Consider the following 24,745-nt stretch of genomic DNA (forward strand, 5'->3'; position numbering starts at 1 on the left):
CGCGTTGCGGTTCATGTCGCATTAACCGCGCTTCCTAACGTCGCCTCCACGTCGATCCCGTAAACCGACGGATGTTACGTGGATCATGAGCTGATCCTGGCGTGTGCACGGCAACGATCGATGTGATGACCAAATACGGCAGTCGCCTTCTCGACCAGGCCTTCGTGCGCGGGGGACCGATCCGCTGGCTCGTGGTGGGCGGCACGCTGCTGATCGCGGCGATCGCCGTCGGCGCGGTCCTGATGGCGCAGAATTTCCGCGAGCGCGCGCTGCGCAACTCCGGCCGCGAGCTCGAAAACACCGCGCTGCTGCTCGCTCACCATTTCGATCAGCAATTCCAGGATTTCGCAGTCATCCAGCGGGATTTCGTCGATCACGTCCGCGCCAGCGGTATCGCCGGGCCAGAGGACTATCGAAAGCGCCTCTCCGGCGAGGACATCCACCGGATGCTGCGTTCAAAAATCGAGGCCTTGCCCTACATGGGCGCGGTCAACGTCATCGACGCCGACGGCAACTTGATCAATTCGTCGATGGCATGGCCGGTCCCGCGCGTGAATGTTGCCGATCGCGCTTATTTTCGCACCTTCAAATACGCTCCTTCGTCGCCCGACGTCCTGATCGCGCCGCTTTACAGCCGGGTCTCCGGCCAATGGACGATCCTGATCGTGCGCAAGATCGTTGGACCCGATGGCGAGTTCATGGGCCTCATCGGGCGCGGCATCGAACCGGCCAATTTCGAGAATTTCTTCGAGACCGTCGTGCTGGGCGAGGGCGCGACGATCTCGATGCTGCATCGGGACGGCACCTTGCTGGCCCGCTACCCGCATTCCAGCGAAATGTTGGGACGTAATTTCAGGAAGGGCTCGCTCGAGCAGCAGAGGATCTTCGCACTCGACCATTTTGCCGGCCGCTTCGCGAGTCCGGTCGACGGCGAAGACCGGCTGGTGTCGTCGCGCGCCCTGCCCCATTTCCCTATCCTGGTGATGGCGACGACCACGCGCGCCGCCGCGCTCGCCGACTGGCGCGAGCAGATCGGCATCCTGATCTCGGTCGCCGCCGCCTCTGCGCTCGCAATTGCCGGCGTGCTGATCGCGATCGTCCGCAAGCTGCTGTGGCAGCATCGCCTGTCCCGGGAGCGGCTGACGCTGGAGAAGCAGCGCCTCGACCGCGCCGTCAACAACATGACCCAGGGCCTGCTGCTGTTCGACGCTTCGCAGCGGCTCGTGGTCTGCAACCAGCGCTATATCGAGATGTACGGGTTGTCGCCCGCAGTCGTGAAACCCGGCTGCAGCTTTCTCGACATCATCATGCATCGGAAGGCTACCGGCTCCTTGACCGGCGATGTGGACCAGTATGTCGCACGCGTGCTGCGCGACGTCCACGTGCGCAATTCCATGGTGGTCGAGACCAGCGATGGTCGATCGATCCAGGTCGTCAACGAGCCTCTCGACGATGGCGGCTGGGTCGCGACCCATGAGGACATCACGGAGCGGCGCCGTACCGAGGAGCGCATCATCCACCTCGCCCACTACGACGCGCTGACCGACTTGCCGAACCGCGCCATGTTCCACGAACATCTGCGCGGCGAGCTGGCGGCCATCGTTCACGGTGGACAACTCGCCGTGCACTACATCGACATCGACGAATTCAAGGGCGTCAACGACGCGCTCGGCCATCTCGTCGGCGACGAGCTGTTGAAGTCCATGGCGCAGAGCCTGCGCGCCTGCGCCGGCCCGACCGATTTCGTGGCGCGGCTCGGCGGCGACGAATTTGGGATCGTGCAGACTGCCGTCACTTCGCAGGACCAGGTCAGCGAGCTCGTCGCACGGGTCTTCGCCGCGATCCGCACGCCGTTCGACTGCATGGGCCATCACCTCACCACCGATGCCAGCATCGGCATCGCGTTGGCGCCGGACCACGGCACTGCGCTGGACCAGATCCTGAAGAACGCGGATATGGCGATGTATGCAGCCAAATCCGCCGGGCGCCGCACCTACCGCTTCTTCGAGGCGGAGATGGATGCCAAGGTGCGGGAGCGCCGCCAGCTCGAGATCGACCTGCGCCACGCCATCGCCCAAAGGGGGCTCGAAGGCGGCCTGGACGTCTACTACCAGCCCTGCCTCAGCCTCAAGGACGACCGCATCGCCGGTTGCGAAGCCCTGGTGCGCTGGCGCCATCCCGAGCGCGGCATGGTTTCGCCTGCCGAGTTCATCCCGATCGCGGAAGACACCGGACTGATCAACGAGATCGGCGAATGGGTGCTGGCGACCGCCTGCCGCGACGCGGCCACCTGGCCCGACGACATCCGCCTCGCCGTCAACGTGTCGCCGGTGCAGTTCAAGAGCGACACGCTGGCGCTGAAGATCATAGCGGCGCTGGCCGCGTCCAATCTGCCGGCCAGCCGGCTCGAGCTCGAGATCACCGAGGCCGTGCTGATCCGCGACGACGACACCGCGCTTGCGATCCTGCATCAGCTCCGCGCCATCGGCGTCCGTATCGCGCTCGACGATTTCGGCACCGGCTATTCGTCACTGAGCTATCTCCACCGCTTCCCGTTCGACAAGATCAAGATCGATCGCTGCTTCGTCAGCGACATCGCAGGTCCCGACGGCTCCGCCAGCATCGTGCAGGCCGTGGTCAATCTCGCCAGCGCCCGCCGCATGGCAACCACCGCCGAAGGGGTCGAGACCGAGGAGCAGCGGCGGCTGTTGCGCTCGCTCGGCTGTACCGAGATGCAGGGCTATTTGTTCAGCGCCGCCAAACCGGCCGACAGGATCGTGGAGCTGTTTGCGCTCCATCGCAGCCGCCTCGCCCAGCGCGACGGCAATGGAGCGCGGCGCCGCGAAGCCAGCTAGGGCTTCGCAAGAGACGACTTCGCTCACCAAGACGAATTTGCCCGGAAGCGGTGATCCACTCCCGGGCGATATCGAAGGTCACGATGACCAGCGGAGCCTAGTTCGGCACCGTCGTCTTCGGCGCGGGCTTTGCGGCTGCCGCATTCACGGTGACGCCGTGCAGGAAGTCGAAGGCCGCGTGCAGTGCCTTGTCGTCCTTCTCTTCCGGTGGGACATAGGACTGCGATCCGGTCTGCTCCTTGCCGTCGGCGGCCTGCAGATGGCCGCGCATCTGGGACTCCGCGATGGTGTCGACGCGGCCCTTCAGCTCCGGCGGCACGTCCTGCAGGATCTCGATGTCGGGCGCGATGCCCTGGGCCTGGATCGAGCGGCCGGACGGCGTGTAATAGCGCGCCGTGGTCAGTGCCAGCGCGCCGTTGCCGGCACCGAGCGGAATGATGGTCTGCACCGAGCCCTTGCCGAACGAGCGCGTGCCGATCAGCGTCGCGCGCTTGTGGTCATGCAGCGCGCCGGACACGATCTCCGAGGCCGAAGCAGAGCCGCCGTTGATCAGGACGACCAGCGGCTTGCCCTTGGTGAGGTCGCCGCCTTGCGCGGTGAAACGCTGGGTCTCTTCCGGATTGCGGCCGCGGGTCGAAACGACCTCGCCGCGCTGCAAGAACGCGCTCGACACCGATACCGCCTGGTCGAGCAGGCCGCCCGGGTTGTTGCGCAGGTCCATCACATAGCCGACGAGCTTGTCCTGCGGCACGTCCCTGGAAATCGACGCGATCGCCTTCTTCAGGCCGTCGGTGGTCTGCTCGTTGAACGAGGTGACGCGGATGTAGCCGATATCGCCGTTCTCGACGTGGAAGCGCACCGGGCGCACATGGATGATCTCGCGCTTGATTGCGACGTCGAGCGGCGCGTCGGCGCCCTTGCGCACGATGGTGAGCTTGGTCTGGGTGTCGACGGGACCCTTCATCCGGTTGACGGCCTGCTCGAGCGTCATGCCCTGCACGTTTTCGCCGTCGATCTTGCTGATGAGGTCGCCGGACATGATGCCGGCCTTGGAGGCCGGCGTGTCGTCGATCGGCGAGACGACCTTGACCAGGCCCTCCTCCATCGTCACCTCGATGCCGAGGCCACCGAACTCACCGGAAGTGGTCTCCTGCATCTCGGTCCAGGCCTTGGCGTTCATGTAGCGCGAATGCGGATCGAGCGAGGTCACCATGCCCGTGATCGCACCTTCGATCAGCTTGGCGTTGTCGGGCTTCTCGACATAGCTCGCCTTCACCCGCTCAAAGACCTCCCCGAACAGGTTGAGCTGGGAATAGGCGTCATCCGTGCCCGCGCCGACCGCCGCCCGTGCCGCCCACAGTCCGCCCTGCGGACCGGATACGAGGAGGGTCAGGCATGCGCCGGTGAGCGCGCCCAGGGGGAACAGCAGGGTTTTCCGCATGGAATGGGTGGCCTTTTCGCTTAGCGGTTCTTTTGAGGCTTGGCAGCCGCCATCCAAATGGCGATCCAGCCCGGTTCTCACAATATCATTCTGGTTTCTTCAAGGCCGGCCCGCCGCGCCGGCGGGCACGCGATGAAAATCCCTTCGCCCGAACCTAAACATTTGGCAACGTTCGGAGACCAGCCCTCCCGGACAGCGGGAATCGGTCGGCCGGCGACGCTTCGCAGCTATGCGAGTTTAGGATGGTTTTGGAAGCCCGAACGGGATAGGCGATGGCGTAAGACTTCAAATTCTCGGGAGGATAACAAATGAACGACGCGCCCCGGCCGGAACGGAATGTCGAACTCGGCGCCAGTAACGAGCCATTCCAGAACCTGCACGAATTCATCCGGAAGGCGCGCTCCAACCTGAACCAGAACGCCTGGGACTACATTGTCGGCGCGGCCGAGACCGAGACCACCATGCGTCGCAACCGGATGGCGCTGGACGAGATCGCTTTTCGCCCGCGAGTGCTGCGTGACGTGCGCATGGTCGATGGCTCGGTCGAGCAGTTCGGCCGCAAGATGCGCCTGCCCGTCGTGCTTGCGCCTGTCGGCGCGCTGGAAATCTTCGATCCGCATGCAGCCGCCAGCGTTGCCCGCGCGGCCGGCAGTTTCGGCGCCGCGCATATGCTGAGCTCGGTTTCCGAACCCGGCCTCGAAAAGACCGCCGAAGCCGCCCCCGACGCGTTGCGCATGTACCAGCTCTATGTTCGCGGCGATGACGCGTTCGTGGCCGATGTCGTCAGCCGCGCCGAGAAGGCCAGATATGCCGCCTTCTGCCTGACCGTCGACACCGCCCATTACAGCCGTCGTGAGCGTGACATCGCCAAGCGCTACGTTCGCGAGAGCCGCCTGCGCGCCACCGGCGGCGACTACCAGAAGGGCCTGGAATGGCGGACCGTGAAAATGGTCAAGGACAAGTTCCGGATACCGCTGATCCTCAAGGGCATCGCCACTGCCGAGGACGCCCAGATCGCGGTCGATCACGGCGTCGAGTGGATTTACGTCTCCAACCATGGCGGCCGTCAGCTCGATCACGGCCGCGGTGCCATGCATGTGCTGCCCGAGATCGTCGAAGCGGTGAAGGGCCGCGCCAAGATCATGGTCGATGGCGGCATCTGCCGCGGCACCGACATCGTCAAGGCGATCGCGGCGGGCGCAGACCTGGTCGGCATCGGCCGGCTGCAATGCTGGGCACTGGCTGCGGCCGGCGAGACCGGTGTGTCGCGGATGCTCGAGCTGCTCGAGGACGAGGTGCTGCGCTGCCTCGGTCTCCTGGGCGCCACCTCCTTCGCCGAGGTCGACAAATCCTGTCTGCACCCGGCCACCGCAACCAACGCGCCGAGCGTGTTCAGCGCATTCCCGTTGTTTGACCACGAACCCTACCGATACTGATGGTGGAAAGGACGCAAGTGACCTCGCTCTCACCTGGTAGCGCCGATGCGCTTCTATTCGATCTCGGACGCGTCGTGCTCGACATCGATTTCTCCAAGGCGATCACCTGCTGGGCGCGACATGCCGACTGCGAGCCAGAAGCCATCGTCGCGCGCTATATGCGCGACAGCGAGGCCTACCGGCTGCACGAGGTCGGCAAGATCAGCGACGAGGACTATTTTGCCTCGCTGCGCGCATCGCTCGGCATCGGCATCTCGGACGCGCAGTTCCTCGAAGGATGGAACGCGATCTTCGCCGGCGAGATGCCTGACATCGCGGAGCTGCTGGCGCGTGCGGCGAAGCAGATGCCGGTCTATGCCTTCTCCAACACCAACCGCCCCCATGTGGACTATTTTTCGAAGGAATATGCCGACCTGCTCGGCCATTTCCGCGAGCTGTACCTGTCCTCCAGCATCGGCCTGCGCAAACCCGATGCGGAGGCCTTCGACCATGTCGTCGCCGCGATCGGAGTGCCCGCGAACCGCATCGTGTTCTTCGATGATCTCGCCGAGAACGTCGAAGGTGCACGGGCGCGCGGCCTGACCGCTGTGCATGTGACGTCGACGACCGATGTCGGAAATGCCCTGAAGGCGCTGGGGATCTGACTCGGCAAGCTGGCCCTGATGCCGGAGCTAATTTCACGGGAACTCGGGAACCAAAGCCCTCTGTGCATTTTTATACAGAGTTCCGGGAGCGGAATGCCCCCCTCGCGACTCTACAATCCGTTGGGAATTCTACATCGGACTTATAATCGTGTTGGGCAAAACCTACCTCACCAAGCAGGCCTCCCTGCTGATGAAATACGCCAGGACCACCTCGAATTCTGATCTCTCCGCAAAACTGATCAGCAAGGCCGCCGACCTGAAGGCGCAGGCCGATCCCATCCCCGACAAGGATCCCAAAGCGCCTGATGTCAGTCCGAGCGAGCCGCCGGGGACCTGACCGATGCTGGCCATGGCTCTTGTCTTTGCCGTGGCCGCTGTTGTGCCGGTATGGGTCGCTCTCCTGACGATGCCCCGGCCGATTTGACGTCCCGCTTCGTCCCACGGCTCCTGAGGCGGGATAAATCATCCTGAGGGGCTGCTTTGCCTCGACCCTCCCGCTCGGCTAGAACTCTCGCCGCTGATTTGCCCGAACGGGCGTAGCTGGAGTTTTCACCGTGGCCCTCATGCCGGTATCCGATGCGCTTGCCGCCGTGCTCGCGGGAGCGGAGCCGCTGGCTGAGGAAACAGTTGCGCTCGATCGGGCCTTTCATCGCGTGCTTGCGCGCGACGTCGCGGCGCGGCGGACGCAGCCGCCTGAGGCGATGTCGGCGATGGATGGCTATGCCGTGCGTGCGGCCGATGCCGCCAAGGTCGACACACGGCTCACCGTCATCGGCGAAGTCGCAGCCGGCCGGCCGTTTGCCGGAACGGTCGGCGCCGGCGAAGCCGTGCGGATCTTCACCGGTGGCGTCGTTCCCGAGAACGCGGATGCCGTCGTGATCCAGGAGGACACAATCGCCGACGGCGGGTGCATCACGATCAAGGAAGCCGCCATCGCCGGACGACACATCCGCCCGGCCGGCATCGACTTCCGCGAGGGCGATGTGCTCCTGCGCAGGGGCACGCGGCTCACGGAGCGCGACCTCGCGCTCGCCGCCGGGATGAACCATCCGCAGCTCGCGGTCTGCCGCCGCCCGACGGTCGCGATCCTCGCCACCGGCGATGAGCTGGTGATGCCGGGCTCGACGCCCGGCCACGGCCAGATCGTCTATTCCAATGGCTATGCCCTTCATGCACTGGCTCGCAGCGAAGGTGCTGACACCATCGACCTCGGGGTCGCGGCCGACACGCTTGCCGCCACCACATCGGGCATCCGCCGCGCGCGCGAGAGCGGCGCCGACGTCCTGATCACGACCGGGGGCGCCTCGGTGGGCGACCACGATCTGGTGCAACAGGCACTGAGGGACGAAGGTATCTCGATGGCGTTCTGGAAGATCGCGATGCGACCGGGCAAGCCCATGATGAACGGGCAGCTCGGATCGATGCGCGTGATCGGCCTGCCCGGCAATCCCGTATCGTCCTACGTTTGCGCTTTCCTGTTTCTGGTGCCACTGATTCGCGCGCTGTCGGGGCGTTCGGTGGTTCATCATCGCCGCGAGCGCGCCGTGCTCGGCCGCGATGTCGGCGCCAACGATCAGCGCGAAGATTATCTGCGTGCGCGGCTGGCAGAGCGTGACGACGGCACGCTGGTCGCCGTTCCCGTCGATCATCAGGACTCCTCATTGCTTGCGAATCTCGCTGCGGCACAGGCACTTCTGGTACGCGCACCGTTCGCGCCGAAGGCCGAAGCCGGCAGCGCTTGCGAGGTGCTGCGACTGCCCATCTGACCGCTTCGTTCGCGTGCGTTCCGCGAACTTCGTCGCGTTCACGGTAAATTAAGCAGTTGCGGAACATGTATCGAACATATAGTGTCCGTTCATGATTTGTTTCGAGCATGTAGCGGCTTACGGCTGAATTCAGCGTCTCGGAATCGAACGACATCACCAGGGGGATTTTGGTCGAGATGTTAACGCGCAAACAATACGAGCTCCTGCGGTTCATCAGCGAGCGGCTGAAGGAAAGCGGCGTGCCGCCCTCCTTCGACGAGATGAAGGACGCGCTCGATCTGCGCTCGAAGTCGGGCATCCACCGCCTGATCACTGCGCTCGAGGAGCGCGGCTTCATCCGCCGCCTGCCCAACCGTGCCCGCGCGATCGAGGTGATCAAGCTGCCCGAGCTTCAGGCCGCCGCCGGCAACCGCCGCGGCTTCACCCCGAGCGTCATCGAGGGCAACCTCGGCAAGGTGCGCATGACGTCGAGCCCGCCGGCGGACGAGGGCGAGCGTCCCGTCGCAGTGCCCGTCATGGGCCGGATCGCGGCCGGTACGCCGATCGAGGCCTTGCAGACCCGCAGCCACACCATCAGCGTTCCGCCCGACATGCTCGGCGCGGGCGAGCACTACGCGCTCGAAGTGCGCGGCGATTCCATGGTGGACGCCGGCATCCTCGACGGCGACATGGCGCTCATTCAGCGCAACGAGAGCTGCGACACCGGCGATATCGTCGTCGCCCTGATCGACGACGAGGAAGCCACCTTGAAGCGCTTCCGTCGCCGCGGCGCCTCGATCGCGCTCGAGCCCGCCAATGCCGCCTATGAGGTCCGCATCCTGCCCCCCAACCGGGTCAAGATCCAGGGCAAGCTGATCGGTCTCTATCGCAAGTACTGAGCGCCACGTTCTCGCGCGATCGGTGAACCCCGATCGACGGTTGGAGCGGACGATTGTCCGCTCCGGCTGGATGGTCTTTCTGCTTCTGCACAGATTATCCGGCCACCTCTCCATCGCTACATCCTCGGCATGCCGCAACGAAGCACACTCGCTTCGATGGGCCTCTCGGAGACCGAGGAGACAATGATGCGCAAGATCATCCTGAGCGCCGTCACGATGACGCTGATCGCAGCGTCAGTATCCCACGCCTTCGCTGCGCATGCGCAGCATCGCGTCCGCAAGGTACCGCAGGCGACGAGCGCGCAAGTCCGCGATGCCCGCAACGCCGTCGAGCAACAGGCGCAGCCCGCCTGGCAATATTCTGGCTGGTCCGCGCCGGCCGGACGCTGAGCGCGAAGCCTCCCAAATGCGCGGAAGCAAGCTTTGTTCCTAGCCGTTCGGGAAAGATAATGTGATTGCGGCTCGCGGATCTGAGCCGCAGATTTGCCTACAACCAAGCAGAGTCTTGCAGGCTTCAACTCTGATAGAGGCCAGCGCCTCCAGGACAGAGGCGCGGGTCGCTATCCCCGATGAGGAGCACCCGATGTGTGACTATAGCTTGCATGCCGTCGCGACGCGTCCCGCAGAAGTCGGCGAGACGATCGTCACGACAACGTTCCGCGGCACCTCGACGCGCGGCTTCGCCTCTGAAGCCGACATGTCGGTCGCGGTCTGCCTGCTTCCGGGAACGGAGCTCGCCTTCGCCGACAACGTCCGCTACGACAACAGGTGGATCTGGACGCGCACCATCAACTCCCGCGTCGGCAAGTTCGGCAAGGTTGATCCGCACATTCCCGATCGCCATCACGACGCGATCGAATTCCCCGATGGCAAATACGTGCTGGTGACGCAGCTCGTCGAAGGCCAGCGTGCAACCGTGCTGCAACTGCCCGTGACCCAGCCGCTCGGCGAGCGCGAGCACAAGCCGCAAGTGGTCGCCGACACTCGCACGACGCCGCCACGCCTGCCGATCGGCTGACGCGTCCATTCTAGTCCTCGGCCTGAAGGTCGGCCTCCGACGGAGTTGCGTCTTTGGTCCGCGGAGCTGCCGACCGTGGCTTGAGGGTTTGGTCGAAATCTGCATCGCCGGGCGCCACCGGCGACCAGGAGCGGTTTGCGCCCCTCGCTCTCACCGGCTGAACCGCAAAACCCTCACCGCGCTGCGTCAGCGCAAGCGCGCCCTGGCTCGCCAGACGCGGCCGATCGATCACCATTGCAGCGCAATCGGGCGGCGCAGGCCTCACCGTCACCACCAGCGCTGCGCGGCTGCAATCGTCGGCCAGCGCGTCGATGCGCAGCGCCAGCGCAATCATGCGGCCGTCGGCAAGCGGCGTCACGCAGCCGGCATCGTCGCACGACACGCCGTCACCGACCGAAGCGCTGGCGACATCGCGCGGGTCGGCGTCCGCCGCGAGCCACTCCTTGAGAAGGAAATTGTCCTTCTTCGTCCTGATCAGATGCAGCTGCCCGTCCTTGCCGCGCACCGCGACGTTCTGGCCGTCAGCGCCAATGAGAATGTCGGGTTGGCGCACCGACAAAGCCCAGATCGTTGCGACCGCAAGCACGATCGCACCAGACCAGCGCAGCGGCGTGCGCAACAGGCCCATGAGGACAAGCCCTAGGCTCGCCGCAACCAGCGGCGCGGTCCCGAAGGCACCGACATGGCCGATAGCTCCCGGCAATGCCGCCACCCAGCGCGTGACCACAATCATCCAGTCGATGCCGATCCCCATCAGCCACCAGAAAACGCCGTCCAGCCCGAACGGAGCCGCGAGCAATCCCAATAGCCCGGCCGGCATCACCAGCGCCGAGACGACAGGCATCGCACCGAGATTGGCGAGCACGCCGTAGGGCGTGACGCGGTGAAAATGGAAAGCGGCATAGGGCGTGGTCGCAAGACCCGCGATCATCGAGGCCATGAACAGCATCGCGATCTCGCGGCCGCCCCATAGCGCAATCCGCGCCGTCGTCGAATGATCGGGCGAGGCAAACAGGTTCGGCATGCCGATCTGCACCATTGCCACCAGCCCGAGCGTCGCCGCAAACGACATCTGGAAGCTCGGATGCACCAGCGCTTCCGGTGCAACCGCGAGCACGATCAGTGCCGCCACCGCCAGCGTGCGGAGCGTAATCGCGCGACGGTCGACGATCACGGCGATCAGCACGACCGCGGTCATGAAGAAGGATCGCTGGGTTGCGACTTCCGCGCCCGAGAGCAGCAGATAGAATGCGGACGCCACCAGCGCCGCGGCGGCCGACCATTTCTTGATCGCGAATCCGGCGGCCAGCCCGGGGATCAGCGCCAACAGCGCGCGGACCGCGAAGAAGACGACACCAGCGACGACTGCCATGTGATAGCCGGAGATCGACAGCACGTGGCCAAGCCCCGAGATGAACATGGCATCGTTGACGGGCGTGGTGATCGCATCGCGGCGGCCGGTCAAAAGCGCGGTCGCGATTGCGCGGTTGTCGCCGTCGAGCACGGCGCGGATCCGCGCGTCGATCGCATCGCGCAGGCCCTGCATGACCGCCGCATAGCGCAACTGCAACCCGCCGGTTTGCGGCGGCGTCACCGTCGTGATCGCCCCCATCGCGAAACCGGACGCGCCGATGCCCTGGAAGAACATGTCGCGCGAGAAATCGTAGCTGCCCGGCCGCAACGGCGACAGCGGCGGCATCAGACGGGCCTTCAACTGCACGAAGCTGCCGACATCGGGCGCCGTCCCCTTGCGCACGGAGAGGCGGACCCGCTCGAGCTTGACGTCGCTGCGCTGCGCCTCCATCGCGGTGACGCGCAGCACGAACCGGTCGGTGCGTTCGCGGATGTCGCGGGTCTCGACGAAGCCCGACAGCGACACTGAATAAAGCGGCTTTGCGAGCACGACGTGCGCGACGCTTGCTGTCCTCCAGGTCGCCGCAGCAAAACCGGCCGCGACCGCCGCGATCATGATCGCGGGTGCAAACCACCGGCTCCGCCGCAACAGAACCGCGCCAAGCGTCGGCGCGCCCGCCGTCGCGACCGTGACCCAGAGCACCGGCTCGTGGTCGGCGGCGAAGTACAGCGCGATGCCGCAGCCGAAGGCGATGGGGACCCATGGGAACAGTCGTCCGGCGCCGGCTTCGGCCTTCGCCCATTCACGCAGCGTTCCGACGATCGACGGCCAGACGCCGAAGCCTGCCGGCACAAAGCCGCCGGCCGACGCGGTTCGGCCGCCGCCGGGCCAGGTCCCGGCCATACCTTGCGAGGCACGTTGTGGCCGGCCCGGCTCCGCCATTCCTCAGCAACCCTGCGCTACGCTACTGCGCGGAGGCTACCGGAACGTGCGGCGGCACGGATAGCGGCACAAACCGGGAACGAAGGGGCTCCGCCCTACTTTTCCTCTTCCATCGTCACGGCGACATCGGCCTTGGCGGACAGCCGAACCTTGTTGCCCTCGACGTCGGCAACCAGGCCCTTGTCGATGAAATGGTGATGGCCCTTGTGGCTGCCCTCGCCGCTGTCCTTTTTGGTCAGCTTGATGCGATTGCCTTCGACCTTGTCGACCGTGCCGATATGGACACCGTCGGCGCCGATGACCTCCATATGCTCTGCGATGTTCTGCATGGTGGGATCTCCTGTGGATCCACCTCAACCCGGCGCCTGCGCATTCGTTTCCAGCGCCGGAATGACGATGCCGTGCGCGGCTCGCCTGTCAGATCAACGGCGCCTTCGCCGAGGCGTGGTGATTGACGATCTTCCAGTCGCCGTCTTCGCGAATGATGACCCAGCTCATCTTGACGACGAGGTCAGGCCGTTCGCCCGCCAGGTCGAACGTGATGGTCGCGCCCATGTTGATCGTATCAGGCCCGGCCTGCGCCGCCTGCACGTCGGAGAACGCCGCGCTCGGCTTGCGCCAGCGCGGCAGGCCGTTGAAGTAATCGGCCACGCCATTCCTGCCCCGATAGAGCTTCGGGTTGGAGCCGAAGAAGAATGCGTTCTTCGAATAAAGCGACGACAGCGCAACCGCATCGAGCGTCGCGAAGCCGGCGCACCATTTCGCAATGATGGCGGAAACGGTGGCGTCGGCTTCACTGCTCATCTGGGGTCCCCCAGCCCTTTGCCTCGGCCCCTGCCTCAGCCTTTGGCGACTTCCTTCGCGAAGGTATCGCGCAGGCCGATGGTGCGCGAGAACACCGGCTTGCCGGGCGTCGAGTCCTTGTCGCGCACGAAATAGCCCTGGCGCTCGAACTGCATCGGCTCGACCGAATTGCTTTCCGCGACCGATGCCTCGATCCGGGCGTCGGAGAGGATTTCCAGCGATTGCGGGTTGAGATCGGCCGCGAAATTCGAGGCATCCGGGCTCGGGGTGGCGAACAGCTGGTTGTAGATACGGATCTCCGCAGGGACAGACGTTGCGGCCGGCAGCCAGTGCATGGTCGCCTTGACCTTGCGGCCGTCAGGCGCGTTGCCACCCTTGGTCGCGGGGTCGTAGGTGCAGCGCAGCTCCACAACCTCGCCCTTGTCGTTCTTGATCACGCCGGTGCACTTGACGAAATAGGCATAGCGCAGCCGCACCTCGTTGCCCGGCGACAAGCGGAAGAACTTCTTCGGCGGGTTCTCCATGAAGTCGTCCTGCTCGATATAGAGCTCGCGGCCGAACGTGATCTTGCGCGTGCCGGCGCTGGGATCGTCCGGGTGGTTGATCGCCTCGAGCTCCTCGCTCTGCCCCTCCGGATAGTTCTCGATCACGACCTTCAGCGGCCGCAGCACGCCCATGCGGCGCTGCGCCGTGCGGTTCAGCTCCTCGCGGATGCAGAATTCCAGCATGCCGACGTCGACCACGCTGTTGGCCTTGGCCACACCGATGCGCTTGACGAATTCACGCAACGCCGCCGGCGGCACGCCGCGGCGGCGCATGCCCGCGATGGTCGGCATCCGCGGATCGTCCCAGCCAGCGACGTGGCCGTCGCGGACGAGCTGGGTCAGCACCCGCTTCGACAGCAGCGTGTAGGTCAAATTGAGCCGCGCCATTTCGTATTGATGCGGCTTCGACGGCACCGGCAATCTCTCGATGAACCAGTCATAGAGCGGCCGATGGTCCTCGAACTCCAGGGTGCAGATCGAGTGCGTGATGCCCTCGATCGCATCCGACTGGCCGTGCGCGTAATCATAACTCGGATAGATGTGCCATTTGGTGCCGGTGCGCGGATGGTGCGCATGCAGGATGCGGTAGAGCACGGGGTCGCGCAGATTGATGTTGCCGGCGGACATGTCGATCTTGGCGCGCAGCACGCGCGCGCCGTTCGGGAATTCGCCCGCCTTCATGCGGCGGAACAGATCGAGGTTCTCCTCCACGCTGCGGTCGCGGAACGGCGAATTCTTGCCAGGCTCGGTCAGCGTGCCGCGCGAGAGACGGATCTCTTCCTGGGACTGGTCGTCGACATAGGCAAGCTCGTCGCGGATCAGCTTCTCCGCCCATTCATACAGGCGGTCGAAATAGTCCGAGGCGAAGAACAGGTTCGTGCCCCAGTCGTAGCCGAGCCAGCGCACGTCGGCCTGGATGGAATCGATATATTCCTGCTCTTCCTTGACCGGATTGGTGTCGTCGAAGCGCAGATGACAGCGGCCAGGAAATTCCTGGGCAATGCCGAAATTGAGAGCGATCGACTTGGCGTGGCCGATATGCAGGTAACCATTCGGCTCCGGCGGGAACCGGGTCACGATCTCCTTGTACTTGGCCTGATCGAGGTCGGCCTGGATGATGTCACGAATGAAATCGCGCCCAATCTCAGTCGTCACCGGTTCTGTGCTCATCCTGCAATCCTGTCGGGAAATCAGCGGCCCTTCTGCCAAATTCGCGAGGCTGAGCCAAGGCCTCAGGGGATCCGCCGTCGGGCTTTAGTTATGCTCTGATCCTGATATATACCACCGCTTCCAATGCATAGGCCCTGCCAAGAATGACCGATTCCGTCGTCACGCGCTTTGCGCCCTCCCCGACCGGCTTCCTCCATATCGGAGGCGCCCGCACTGCGCTGTTCAACTGGCTCTATGCGAAGAAGCACGGCGGCAAGATGCTGCTCCGGATCGAGGACACCGACCGGGAGCGCTCTACCGAGGCCGCGATCGGCGCGATCCTGGACGGGCTGAAATGGCTGGAGCTCGGCTGGGATGGCGACGTCATCTACCAGTTCAGCCGCGCCGCCCGTCACCGCGAGGTGGCCGAGCAGCTGCTCGCCGACGGCAAGGCCTACCGCTGCTACGCCAGCGCCGAGGAGCTCACCGCCATGCGCGAGAAGGCGCGCAGCGAGGGCCGCACTCGCCTCTATGACGGCATGTGGCGCGACCGCGATCCGGCGACGGCCCCTGTTGACGTCAAGCCGACCATCCGCCTCCGTGCGCCGCAGACCGGCGAGACCGTGATCGAGGATCAGGTCCAGGGCCGCGTGGTCTGGCAGAACGAGAACCTCGACGACCTCGTCCTGCTGCGCGGCGATGGCAGCCCGACCTACATGCTCGCGGTGGTGGTGGACGACCACGACATGGGCGTCACCCACGTCATCCGCGGCGACGACCATCTGATCAACGCCGCCCGCCAGAAGCAGATCTATGACGCCATGGGCTGGGCGCTGCCGAACATGTCGCATATCCCGCTCATCCACGGTCCCGATGGCTCGAAGCTGTCCAAGCGCCACGGCGCGCTCGGCGTCGATGCCTACCGCGCCATGGGCTACCTTCCGGCCGCGCTGCGCAACTATCTCGTTCGGCTCGGCTGGAGCCATGGCGACCAGGAGATCTTCTCGACCGAGGAGATGATCGCAGCCTTCGATCTCGCCAGCGTCGGCCGCGCCGCCGCCCGCTTCGACTTCGCCAAGCTGGAAAACCTCAACGGCCATTACATCCGCCACGCCGACGATCAATCACTCGTGAAGATGTTCGAGGACGTGCTCGATCACGTCGTGCCCGCCCGTGCCGACATCAAGGCCAAGCTGAGCGACACGACGCGCGCCCAGCTGCTGAAGGCCATGCCGGCCCTGAAGGAGCGCGCCAAGACGCTGATCGAGCTGATCGATGGCGCCTATTTCATCTTCGCCGACCGGCCGCTGCAGCTCGATCCCAAAGCGGCGGCCCTGCTGACGCCTGAGAACCGCAAGCTGATCGGCCAGCTTCATTCCGCGCTGGAGAATGTCGAGACGTGGAGCGGCGCCAGCACGGAAGCTGCGCTGCGCGCTTTTGCCGAGGAAAATAGTCTCAAGCTCGGCGCAGTCGCCCAGCCCTTGCGGGCGGCACTGACCGGCCGCACCACGTCGCCTGGCATATTTGAGGTTTTGGACGTGCTGGGACGCCAGGAAAGCCTGGGCCGGCTGGAGGACCAGTCCAAAGCCCCGACTACGACGTAAGTAGGCCATCGCTGTTCATGATCTTGCAGCGCACACAGCAATAATATACCCATCTTCCCGTACATTCTGGAACATCCGGCCTGCCCCATCTTCTTCTGGGGCCTCCGGGACCGGCCCGTTTCACCACACATCGGGGACCTCTGATGGACGCAAAACCAAGCAACAAGACCGCCACGCTGACGGTCGGAAACAAGAACTACGATCTTCCGATCTACAGCGGCAGCGTCGGACCTGATGTCGTCGATATCGGCAAGCTGTACGGCCAGTCCGGCCTGTTCACCTATGATCCGGGCTTCACCTCGACCGCGAGCTGCCAGTCCAAGATCACCTATATCGACGGCGACGCGGGCGTTCTGGAATACCGCGGCTACCCGATCGAACAGCTCGCCGAAAACGGCGACTTCCTCGAGACCTGCTATCTCCTGCTGTTCGGCGAACTGCCGACCGCCGAGCAGAAGAAGGATTTCGACTATCGCGTCATCCATCACACGATGGTGCACGAGCAGATGGCCCGCTTCTTCCAGGGCTTCCGCCGCGATGCTCATCCGATGGCTGTCATGGTGGCCTCCGTCGGCGCGCTCGCCGCGTTCTATCACGACTCGACCGACATCAATGATCCCAACCAGCGCATGATCGCTTCCATGCGCATGATCGCGAAGATCCCGACGCTGGCCGCGATGGCCTACAAATACACGGTCGGCCAGCCGTTCGTGTATCCGAAGAACTCGCTCACCTTTGCCGAGAACTTCCTCAACATGTGCTTCGCCGTGCCGTGCGAGGAGTACAAGATCAACCCGGTGCTCGCCGATGCGCTGGACAAGATCTTCATCCTGCATGCCGACCACGAGCAGAACGCCTCGACCTCGACGGTGCGCATCGCCGGCTCCTCCGGCGCCAACCCGTTCGCCTGCATCGCCGCCGGCATCGCCTGTCTCTGGGGCCCGGCGCATGGCGGTGCCAACGAAGCCGCGCTGGCGATGCTCGCCGAGATCGGCACCGTGGACAAGATTCCCGAGTTCATCGCCAAGGTGAAGGACAAGAACTCCGAAGTCCGCCTGATGGGCTTCGGTCACCGCGTCTACAAGAACTACGATCCGCGCGCCAAGATCATGCAGAAGATGTGTCACGCCGTGCTCAAGGAGACCGGCCATGGCGACGATCCGATGCTGAAGGTGGCGCTCGAGCTCGAGAAAATCGCGCTCAGCGACCAGTACTTCATCGACCGCAAGCTCTACCCGAACGTCGACTTCTATTCGGGCATCACGCTGAAGGCGATGGGCTTCCCGGTCTCGATGTTCACCGTGCTGTTCGCGGTCGCCCGCACCGTCGGCTGGATCAGCCAGTGGAGCGAGATGATCGAGGACCCGCAGCAGAAGATCGGCCGTCCGCGCCAGCTCTACACCGGCGTCACCAAGCGCGACTACGTCGCGATGAAGGATCGCAAGTAAGTCCTAACCGATAAGGCTTTCGAAACGGCGCCATCTCACGATGGTGCCGTTTTTGTTTGCACGGGTGCCGTAGGCGGCAGAACGGGCAGCGATCGTCCCACGGGTATCATCTCGGTGGGCGGCCGACGATCGACAACGCGCCATGCGTCCGTGCGCGCATAAAAGCCAGCAAATCCGGATGCGGCGGCTCCCGCATCATGGAGTGCAGAACCCGGTGTGCGGCAAAGCTACTAAGACGTCGACTACCGACTTCGAGCACTGGGATTCGCCCATCGCGTTGACCGCGGCGCGCCAGTCGTGATCGCGCGTCACGCCGCCGGCGAAGTCGACACCGACCGGCTCCCAGTCGATCCCGGCGCAGTTGAGAAACAGCGCGACCTTGAACCAATTGCCGGAAGCGCCGACGCAATGCAGCCGAGATCGCACCACTGGGCAGACCTCGCGCGCTCGATGACCGCTGAGATCATGTTCGCAGGCTGCTGACACCCTCATGGCAGCAGCGCCGAGCTTTGTTGCCGCGCACAACAACAAGTCGGCGCATCGTGTCTGCGAGCGCTTGACAGTCGAAGCGCTCCGCGCGCAAATTCTTACACTAAGTAAGAATGACGACAGGGATGGAAATGCCGGAGCAGCCGAGAAGTCGGCGGCAGACGCGCGCTGCCATTTTAACGCATTTGCTTCAGTCTGGCGGTTCGTTCCGGCCGCCGCTGGCGAAGGCCGCGCGCCTGTCCGAAGCGAGCCTGTCGCGCATCCTGTTTGACCTGAAGGCCGAAGGCCTGATCGAGGAAGTGCGCCGCCCTGCTCCTTATGTCGGCGGTCCGACGGGACTGGTGTCGCTTGATCGCACGGTGGCGCTCGCGGCCCTCGAGCTCACCGAACGCTGGCTCAGCGTCGGGGTTGGCGACCTGTCGGGCGAGCTGCAGTACAGCGAGCGTGTGCCGCTGCCGAAAAAGCCGACCGCCGAATCCGTCGGCTGGGTCTATCGCGAGGCGTTGACCTTGCTGCGGGACTGGACGCGACGGCGCCGCATCGAACTCGCACAGATCGGCGTCACCGTTCCCGGGCTTGGCCGGCTGAGTGAGTTCGGCAACCCCATCGTTCCCTGCGACGTCAAACAGATCGGCGGCATGTTCGACGAATTGTTCGCAGGCGTGCCTGTTACCTTCACCAATTCGGTGGTGGCGCACGCCACCTTTCATCGTTATCGCACGGAAAACTATCCGTTCGGCGATGCGCATCTGTTCGTCTTCGTCGGCCAGGGCGTCGCGGGCGCCTGGGTGGATGATCCGATCGAGGACGATGCGCTCGATCCGATCGAGCTCGGCCACATGGTATTCGGAACCGATGGACCGCTTTGCCGCTGCGGACATCACGGCTGCGTCGAAGCCTACACCTCGCTGCCGGCGCTGGCCGAGCTGCTCGGCCTGACTGAAGCCGAACTGCTCGCGCTCGGCAACGACTGGATGATCGAAATTCCACCTTCGCCGCGCGTGCGCCAGGAGCTGCGCCGCAGGCTGTTCCGGCTGGGTCTTGCGATCGGCAACACGCTCAACGTCAAACCCTGCCGCGGAGTCGCGATCAGCGGCTGGCCCTCTCTGCTCGACGAGGACGATCGCAAGGCCGTGGTCGACGGGATCGATGCCTGCCTGCTCGGCGGCCGGAAACTGGCGCAAGTTTCGCTCGCCTTCGTCCCGCCCTCGAACGGCAACGATCCGCAGGCAGCGCTCGCCTTCGCCGCCTTCTGCCTCGCGAGATCTGGCGGCATGCCGACCGCATCGACGGAGGCTGCCTGACATGACCTGAGCCGCGTGCGGCTCGCGCACGCCAAGACCAGCGCAAAAAGGCGCAAAAACTTCACACCCCGGAGAAACTGCCATGCCGATCACAACAACAAGGCGTCGTCTGCTCGCTGGATCCGCTGCCGCCCTCGCGCTGCCGGCCTTTGCCCGCGCACAAGGCGCGGTCAAGCCCCGCCTCACCGCAATCTCGCAATGGTCCGCAGGCAGCGACGGTGCTGCGATCACCGCGCTCGGCAAGAAATTCGAGGAAAAAGGCGGCATCTGGCAGCACTCGCCGGTCCCCGGTTTCACCACGGACATGATGAACAAGCTGCGTGCGCAGATCATCGCCGGCGATCCACCGGCCTGCTCGCAGCTCAAAGGCCCCGAGATCGCCGCCTGGTCGAAGATTGCTCCGACCGTCGATCTTGACGCCGTGGTCGCGGCTGCCGGCTACGAGAAGGTCGTCGCGCCAGACCTTGCCAAATTGCACAAGCCGGCGGGCAAATGGATCGCGCTGCCGCTGCAGATCTACAGCACCAACATGCTGTTTCTCTCCAAGCGCGGGATGGACAAGGCCAAGGCCGACAAGGTCCCCGTCACCTGGGCTGACTTCAACGACCTCGCCGAGAAAATGAAATCGGCCGGAATGAGCTACCCCATCGCCAACGGCGGTACCCGCGCCGACGATGGGCAGAAATTCGAGGCGTCACTGGCCGGCATCAGCCCGACCGCATACCGCGCCGCCTGCATGAATCTCGACAAGAAGGCGCTGGAGGGCCCCGAGATGAAGGCGGCGTTCGCGCAGACGCGCAAGATCTCCGACTGGTGTGACCCCAATGTCGGCGTCCAACCCTATGCCAACAATTTGAAGCGCTTCGTCGACGGCGACATGGGCATGCTGATCATGGGCGGCTGGGCGCAGGGCGTGTTGAAAAACGCCGGCTTCAAGTTCGACGACTATGTCATCACCCCCGGCCCCAGCGACAACGGCAAGCCTGTCTTCCTCTTGAATGCCGATGCCTTCATCTTCTGGCAACGCAAGGAGGCCGATCTCCAGGCCGGGCAGATGTTGATGGCACAGCTCGTGATGGATCCGGCCATCCAGACCATGTATTCGCAGATCACGGGATCGATCCCCGTGCGCACCGATGTCGACCTGTCCGGCGAAGGTTGGTCGGATGGTCAACGGACAACCGCGGCCGCACTGAAGAATGCCATGGGCAACAATCAGGCCGTCCTGAGCCTCGCGCACAACATGGCCCAGGAAAACGGCCTGACCGCCGCGATGATCGACGTCATCACCGAATATGTGAAGAACAAGACGATCAAGCCGGACGAGGCCGTCAGCCGCCTCGCCGACGCCGTCGAGGGTGCACGTTGACCGACATCGTCTCAACAGCAGCACGGCCGGGCCGGCCGGCGACCTCCGAGATGGTGCGCCGGCTGCCCGAATTTCTGATGATCTGGGTGCCGCTGCTGTTATCGGCAGCGCACCTCATCTCGTTTTCGATCTGGACCATCTGGATTTCGTTCACGCCCTCCACCCTTGTTCCCGTGACGGGCTGGGTCGGTTTGCGCAACTACAATTCGGTCCTGGCGTCGCGAAACTGGCAGATCGCCTTCGACAATCTGCTGCTGTTCGGCACCGCTTTCGTGCTGCTCAGTTTGACGACCGGCCTCCTGCTCGCGATCCTGCTCGATCAGCGCATTCGCGGCGAGAACGTGCTGCGGACCATCTTTCTCTATCCGCTGGCGGTGTCGTTCGTCGTGACAGGCACGGTGTGGAGCTGGTTGCTCAATCCCGGCATCGGCATCGAGAAGCTTGCCCATGATCTCGGCTGGACCTCCTTCCACTTTGACTGGCTGGTCAACCGCGACATGGCGATCTGGACCATTGTCATCGCGGCGATCTGGCAATCCTCGGGCTTTGCCATGGCCCTCTTCCTGGCCGGCCTCCGCTCCGTCGACTCCGATATCATCAAGGCGGCACAGATCGACGGTGCAGGGCCTGTCAGAACCTATTGGCGGGTCATCCTGCCGACGCTTTGGCCGATCACCGTCACGGTCATCGTGGTCCAGTTGCAGTTCGCGATCTCGGCCTTCGACCTCGTCCGCGCACTCACCAATGGCGGACCGGGAATCGCGACCCAGCTGCCGGCCCTCGTCGTCTACGATTTGATGTTCCAACGCAGCCAGCTCGGCCGCGGTGCGGCAGCGGCGGTGCTGATGTTGCTCATCCTTCTTGCAGTGCTGCTGCCCTATGCGGCGTGGCGCTACGTCCGGCAACGGCGGGCTGCCCATGCGTGACCGAAGCTTCGCCCCGAGCCGGGCTCTGATCTATCTCGTCGTGACCTTGTTCGCGGCCGCCTATCTCGCGCCGCTGGTTGTCGTCGTCCTGAACTCCCTCCGGACCAACGAGGAGATTGCGCAGAGCTCGATGATTGGCTGGCCGCAACACTGGGCCTTTGGCAATTATGCCATGGCCTGGAGCGGCTTTTGCGTCGCAGAGACCTGCGCCGGCATCCGGCCGTACATGTTGAACTCGGCGCTGATCACGATCCCGGCGACGATCTTCTCCACCCTGCTCGGTGCCGTCGCGGGTTACGCCGTTTCCCTCTGGCGTTTTCGCGGCGATACCTGGATTTACGGCATCGTCACTCTCGGCCTCTTCCTGCCCCAGCAGATGCGCCTGTTGCCCTGGACCATCGTGCTGCGGGACATCGGGCTCATCAACACGCTGTCGGGTCTCGTGCTGATCCACACCATCCAGGGGCTCTCCTTCACGGTGCTGTTCTGCCGAAATTACTATGTGGCCATTCCGCACGAGTTGATCAGGGCCGCACGCATCGATGGCGCCGGCTTCTTCCGCATTTTCTGGCGTATCATCCTGCCGCTCTCTGCACCCATCCTGATCGTCACCGTGATCTGGCAGTTCACCCACATCTGGAACGAATTCCTCTACGGCGTGACCTTCACCACCGGCCAGCAGCAGCCCGTGACGGCCGCGCTGATCGCGCTGTCCACCCCAGTCGCAGATATCCCCAAGCAAGGTGTGCAGAGCGCCGCGGTGATCATCGCAGCTCTGCCGACTTTGCTGATCTATCTGTTCGGCGGCAGGTATTTTGTACGCGGCCTCACTGCCGGGGCCGTGAAATGATGGATGTGTCATGGCAGCACTGAGCATTCGCGCCCTGTCCAAGCGCTACGCCAATCTCGAGGTGCTCAAAGGCATCGACCTCGACATCGAGAGCGGCGAATTCACCGTGCTGGTAGGGCCGTCCGGCTGCGGCAAATCCACGCTGCTCAACATCGTCGCCGGGCTCGATAGCGCGAGCGACGGCACGATCGAGATTGGCGGGCGCGTGGTCAATGATGTCCCGCCCAAGGACCGCGACATCGCCATGGTGTTCCAGTCCTATGCGCTCTATCCGTCGATGACGGTGCGCCAGAACATCACTTTCGGCATGGAATGCCGGGGAGTCGCCAAGGCGGAGCAGGAAAAGGCGCTGGCGAACGTGGCGAAGCTGCTCCAGATCGAACCGCTCCTTGGCCGCAAGCCGTCGCAACTGTCCGGCGGTCAGCGCCAGCGCGTCGCGATGGGTCGCGCGCTGGTGCGAGATCCCCTGCTCTTCCTGTTCGACGAGCCGCTCTCCAACCTCGATGCCAAGTTGCGCGTCGAGATGCGCATGGAGATCAAGCGGCTGCACCAGCGCATCGGCGCCACCATCATCTATGTCACCCACGACCAGATCGAGGCGATGACGATGGCGACACGCATCGCCGTGATGCATCGGGGCGTGGTGCAGCAATTCGCCGATCCCGATACCGTGTACCGCTATCCGGCCAATCTGTTCGTCGCCCGTTTCATGGGCTCCCCGCCGATGAACACGATGCCGGCCCGGCTCGAGGCAGATAGCGGCGGGCCAGTGGTGGTGATCGGCGCCGGTCGGCCGGACGAGGTCCGTCTGCGCCTGCAAGGCTACGACGCGGCGCTGTCCTATGTCGGCCGCGAGGTGGTGCTCGGGATCAGGCCGGAATGCATCGCCGAAGGCGACCGGATGTTCTCCGGCGCCGCCGGCGCGCCCGTCGTCGTCACCGCGCCGGTCGAGATGATCGAACCTACTGGTGCCGAGACCATCGTCCTGCTGCGGCTCGGCGGCGAGCCCGCGCAGGCGCGCATCTCGCCGGACATCCGCCCGACGCCGGGCGCTACGGCTTCCTTCGCGCTGGACACCCGCCGCATTTGCCTGTTCGACCCCGAGACGGAGCGACTGATCGCATGACCAAGACGAACTATGCCGACCTCGCGGACCGCGTGGTGGTGATAACAGGAGGCGCCAGCGGCATTGGCGCTGCCTTCGTGCGCGCTTTCGCCGGCCAGGGTTCCCGCGTCGCTTTCCTCGACATCGACGCGCAGGCAGGCGAAGCATTGGCGCAGGAGGTGACGAAGGATTCCGGTACGGCACCGCTGTTCGTGCCCTGCGACCTCATGGACATCGAAGCCTTGCGCGCCGCCTTGACGAAAGTCCACGCATCGCTCGGCGATGCCGCGATCCTCGTCAACAACGCCGCCAATGACCAGCGCCAGGTGTTGGCGGACGTGACACCGGCGGACTTCGACTGGATGATCGGCGTCAACCTCAAGCACGTGTTCTTTGCAGCACAGGCGGTGGTGCCGCAGATGCAGGCGCGCGGCGGCGGGTCGATCATCAACATGTCGTCGATCGCGTGGATGCGCGGCGCACCGGCGCTGCCGGTCTATGCGGCCGCCAAGGCGGCAATCGTCGGCTTCACCAATTCGCTCGGACGCCGCTTCGGCGCCGACCGCATCCGCGTCAACGCGATCGCGCCGGGGATGGTGATCACCGAGCGGCAGCGGAAGCTGTGGTATCCGGACGAGCGGCAGATCGTCGAGATGCGCGCACGCCAGGCCATTCCCGATGCGGTGACGCCCGAGGATATCGCCAACATGGCGCTGTACCTCGCCTCCGACGCGAGCCAGCGCATCAGCTGCCAGTGTTTTCGTGTCGACGCGGGCCTTGCCTGAGGAGTGCCCGGTTCAAGCCCGGGCACTCGCGTG

Annotated in this window: 22 protein-coding genes; 16 read left to right on the top strand and 6 right to left on the bottom strand. The window is 64.5% G+C overall.

Going from position 1 to position 24,745, the window contains the following annotated elements; genetic code table 11:
• The first annotated feature begins 125 nt into the window (after nucleotides 1-125).
• Nucleotides 126-2,855 carry a bifunctional diguanylate cyclase/phosphodiesterase gene (locus BM222_RS17010; protein WP_177243272.1) on the top strand — a complete coding sequence of 910 codons (2,730 nt, stop codon included), beginning with the start codon at nucleotides 126-128 and terminating at the stop codon, nucleotides 2,853-2,855.
• A 97-nt stretch (nucleotides 2,856-2,952) separates the two neighbouring features.
• On the opposite strand, the gene BM222_RS17015 is transcribed toward BM222_RS17010, so the two are convergent.
• Nucleotides 2,953-4,296, bottom strand: coding sequence for a S41 family peptidase (locus BM222_RS17015; RefSeq protein ID WP_092229485.1), 1,344 nt, complete (start codon nucleotides 4,294-4,296; stop codon nucleotides 2,953-2,955).
• Nucleotides 4,297-4,604: 308 nt separating this feature from the next.
• Here BM222_RS17015 and BM222_RS17020 point away from each other — a divergent pair, with 308 nt between their 5' ends.
• The 7 genes from BM222_RS17020 to BM222_RS41145 all read left to right on the top strand — a co-directional run bounded on the left by BM222_RS17020 (nucleotide 4,605) and on the right by BM222_RS41145 (nucleotide 10,038).
• Entirely contained in the window at nucleotides 4,605-5,732 is a 1,128-nt protein-coding gene (locus BM222_RS17020; RefSeq protein ID WP_092229487.1) for an alpha-hydroxy acid oxidase, read from the top strand.
• Complete coding sequence (locus BM222_RS17025; protein ID WP_177243273.1) at nucleotides 5,732-6,376, top strand: HAD family hydrolase; 645 nt, start codon at nucleotides 5,732-5,734, stop codon at nucleotides 6,374-6,376. The genes BM222_RS17020 and BM222_RS17025 overlap by 1 nt, the downstream gene beginning before the upstream one ends.
• A 148-nt stretch (nucleotides 6,377-6,524) precedes the next feature.
• A complete protein-coding gene (locus BM222_RS17030; protein WP_092229489.1) occupies nucleotides 6,525-6,713 on the top strand; it encodes a hypothetical protein in 189 nt (62 codons plus the stop codon).
• 217 nt (nucleotides 6,714-6,930) lie between these two features.
• Nucleotides 6,931-8,142, top strand: coding sequence for a molybdopterin molybdotransferase MoeA (locus BM222_RS17035; RefSeq protein WP_092229491.1), 1,212 nt, complete (start codon nucleotides 6,931-6,933; stop codon nucleotides 8,140-8,142).
• A gap of 176 nt (nucleotides 8,143-8,318) precedes the next feature.
• Nucleotides 8,319-9,020 carry a transcriptional repressor LexA gene (gene lexA, locus BM222_RS17040; protein ID WP_092229493.1) on the top strand — a complete coding sequence of 234 codons (702 nt, stop codon included), beginning with the start codon at nucleotides 8,319-8,321 and terminating at the stop codon, nucleotides 9,018-9,020.
• A 183-nt stretch (nucleotides 9,021-9,203) separates the two neighbouring features.
• Complete coding sequence (locus BM222_RS17045; protein ID WP_244547172.1) at nucleotides 9,204-9,410, top strand: hypothetical protein; 207 nt, start codon at nucleotides 9,204-9,206, stop codon at nucleotides 9,408-9,410.
• 193 nt (nucleotides 9,411-9,603) lie between these two features.
• Nucleotides 9,604-10,038: a hypothetical protein gene (locus tag BM222_RS41145; RefSeq protein WP_177243274.1), complete on the top strand. Its 435-nt coding sequence runs from the start codon at nucleotides 9,604-9,606 to the stop codon at nucleotides 10,036-10,038.
• A gap of 10 nt (nucleotides 10,039-10,048) precedes the next feature.
• On the opposite strand, the gene BM222_RS17055 is transcribed toward BM222_RS41145, so the two are convergent.
• The 4 genes from BM222_RS17055 to BM222_RS17070 form a co-directional block, all read right to left on the bottom strand.
• Nucleotides 10,049-12,334, bottom strand: a complete 2,286-nt coding sequence (locus BM222_RS17055) for a ComEC/Rec2 family competence protein (protein ID WP_092229496.1) — start codon at nucleotides 12,332-12,334, stop codon at nucleotides 10,049-10,051.
• Between the two features lie 95 nt (nucleotides 12,335-12,429).
• Complete coding sequence (locus BM222_RS17060) at nucleotides 12,430-12,663, bottom strand: DUF2171 domain-containing protein (protein ID WP_092229500.1); 234 nt, start codon at nucleotides 12,661-12,663, stop codon at nucleotides 12,430-12,432.
• 88 nt (nucleotides 12,664-12,751) lie between these two features.
• On the bottom strand, nucleotides 12,752-13,138 hold the full coding sequence (locus BM222_RS17065) for a nuclear transport factor 2 family protein (RefSeq protein ID WP_092229502.1): 387 nt from the start codon (nucleotides 13,136-13,138) through the stop codon (nucleotides 12,752-12,754).
• A gap of 35 nt (nucleotides 13,139-13,173) precedes the next feature.
• Entirely contained in the window at nucleotides 13,174-14,853 is a 1,680-nt protein-coding gene (locus BM222_RS17070; protein ID WP_092229504.1) for a glutamine--tRNA ligase/YqeY domain fusion protein, read from the bottom strand.
• A 143-nt stretch (nucleotides 14,854-14,996) separates the two neighbouring features.
• On the opposite strand from BM222_RS17070, the gene gltX reads away from it, so the two are divergent.
• Together gltX and gltA are read left to right on the top strand one after the other, a co-directional pair.
• Nucleotides 14,997-16,436: a glutamate--tRNA ligase gene (gltX, locus tag BM222_RS17075; protein ID WP_092229506.1), complete on the top strand. Its 1,440-nt coding sequence runs from the start codon at nucleotides 14,997-14,999 to the stop codon at nucleotides 16,434-16,436.
• 143 nt (nucleotides 16,437-16,579) lie between these two features.
• Nucleotides 16,580-17,884 (top strand): citrate synthase, encoded by a 1,305-nt coding sequence (gene gltA, locus BM222_RS17080; protein ID WP_092229508.1) that lies wholly within the window; start codon nucleotides 16,580-16,582, stop codon nucleotides 17,882-17,884.
• Nucleotides 17,885-18,079: 195 nt separating this feature from the next.
• Here gltA and BM222_RS17085 read toward each other — a convergent pair whose 3' ends face one another.
• Complete coding sequence (locus tag BM222_RS17085) at nucleotides 18,080-18,313, bottom strand: thioredoxin domain-containing protein (protein WP_092229510.1); 234 nt, start codon at nucleotides 18,311-18,313, stop codon at nucleotides 18,080-18,082.
• A gap of 185 nt (nucleotides 18,314-18,498) precedes the next feature.
• On the opposite strand from BM222_RS17085, the gene BM222_RS17090 reads away from it, so the two are divergent.
• The 6 genes from BM222_RS17090 to BM222_RS17115 all read left to right on the top strand — a co-directional run bounded on the left by BM222_RS17090 (nucleotide 18,499) and on the right by BM222_RS17115 (nucleotide 24,712).
• Complete coding sequence (locus BM222_RS17090) at nucleotides 18,499-19,677, top strand: ROK family transcriptional regulator (protein WP_177243275.1); 1,179 nt, start codon at nucleotides 18,499-18,501, stop codon at nucleotides 19,675-19,677.
• 82 nt (nucleotides 19,678-19,759) lie between these two features.
• Complete coding sequence (locus BM222_RS17095; protein ID WP_092229513.1) at nucleotides 19,760-21,046, top strand: ABC transporter substrate-binding protein; 1,287 nt, start codon at nucleotides 19,760-19,762, stop codon at nucleotides 21,044-21,046.
• Nucleotides 21,043-21,972 carry a carbohydrate ABC transporter permease gene (locus tag BM222_RS17100; RefSeq protein WP_177243276.1) on the top strand — a complete coding sequence of 310 codons (930 nt, stop codon included), beginning with the start codon at nucleotides 21,043-21,045 and terminating at the stop codon, nucleotides 21,970-21,972. Before BM222_RS17095 ends, BM222_RS17100 begins: the two co-directional genes overlap by 4 nt.
• Nucleotides 21,965-22,822 (top strand): carbohydrate ABC transporter permease, encoded by an 858-nt coding sequence (locus BM222_RS17105; protein ID WP_177243277.1) that lies wholly within the window; start codon nucleotides 21,965-21,967, stop codon nucleotides 22,820-22,822. Before BM222_RS17100 ends, BM222_RS17105 begins: the two co-directional genes overlap by 8 nt.
• Before the next feature lie 10 nt (nucleotides 22,823-22,832).
• Nucleotides 22,833-23,948, top strand: coding sequence for an ABC transporter ATP-binding protein (locus BM222_RS17110; RefSeq protein ID WP_092229516.1), 1,116 nt, complete (start codon nucleotides 22,833-22,835; stop codon nucleotides 23,946-23,948).
• The gene (locus tag BM222_RS17115) at nucleotides 23,945-24,712 is read left to right on the top strand and encodes an SDR family NAD(P)-dependent oxidoreductase (RefSeq protein ID WP_092229517.1); all 768 of its coding nucleotides are present in this window, start codon (nucleotides 23,945-23,947) and stop codon (nucleotides 24,710-24,712) included. Before BM222_RS17110 ends, BM222_RS17115 begins: the two co-directional genes overlap by 4 nt.
• Nucleotides 24,713-24,745: the final 33 nt, after the last annotated feature.

This window comes from Bradyrhizobium sp. Gha (assembly GCF_900113735.1).
Classification (GTDB): Bacteria; Pseudomonadota; Alphaproteobacteria; order Rhizobiales; family Xanthobacteraceae; genus Bradyrhizobium.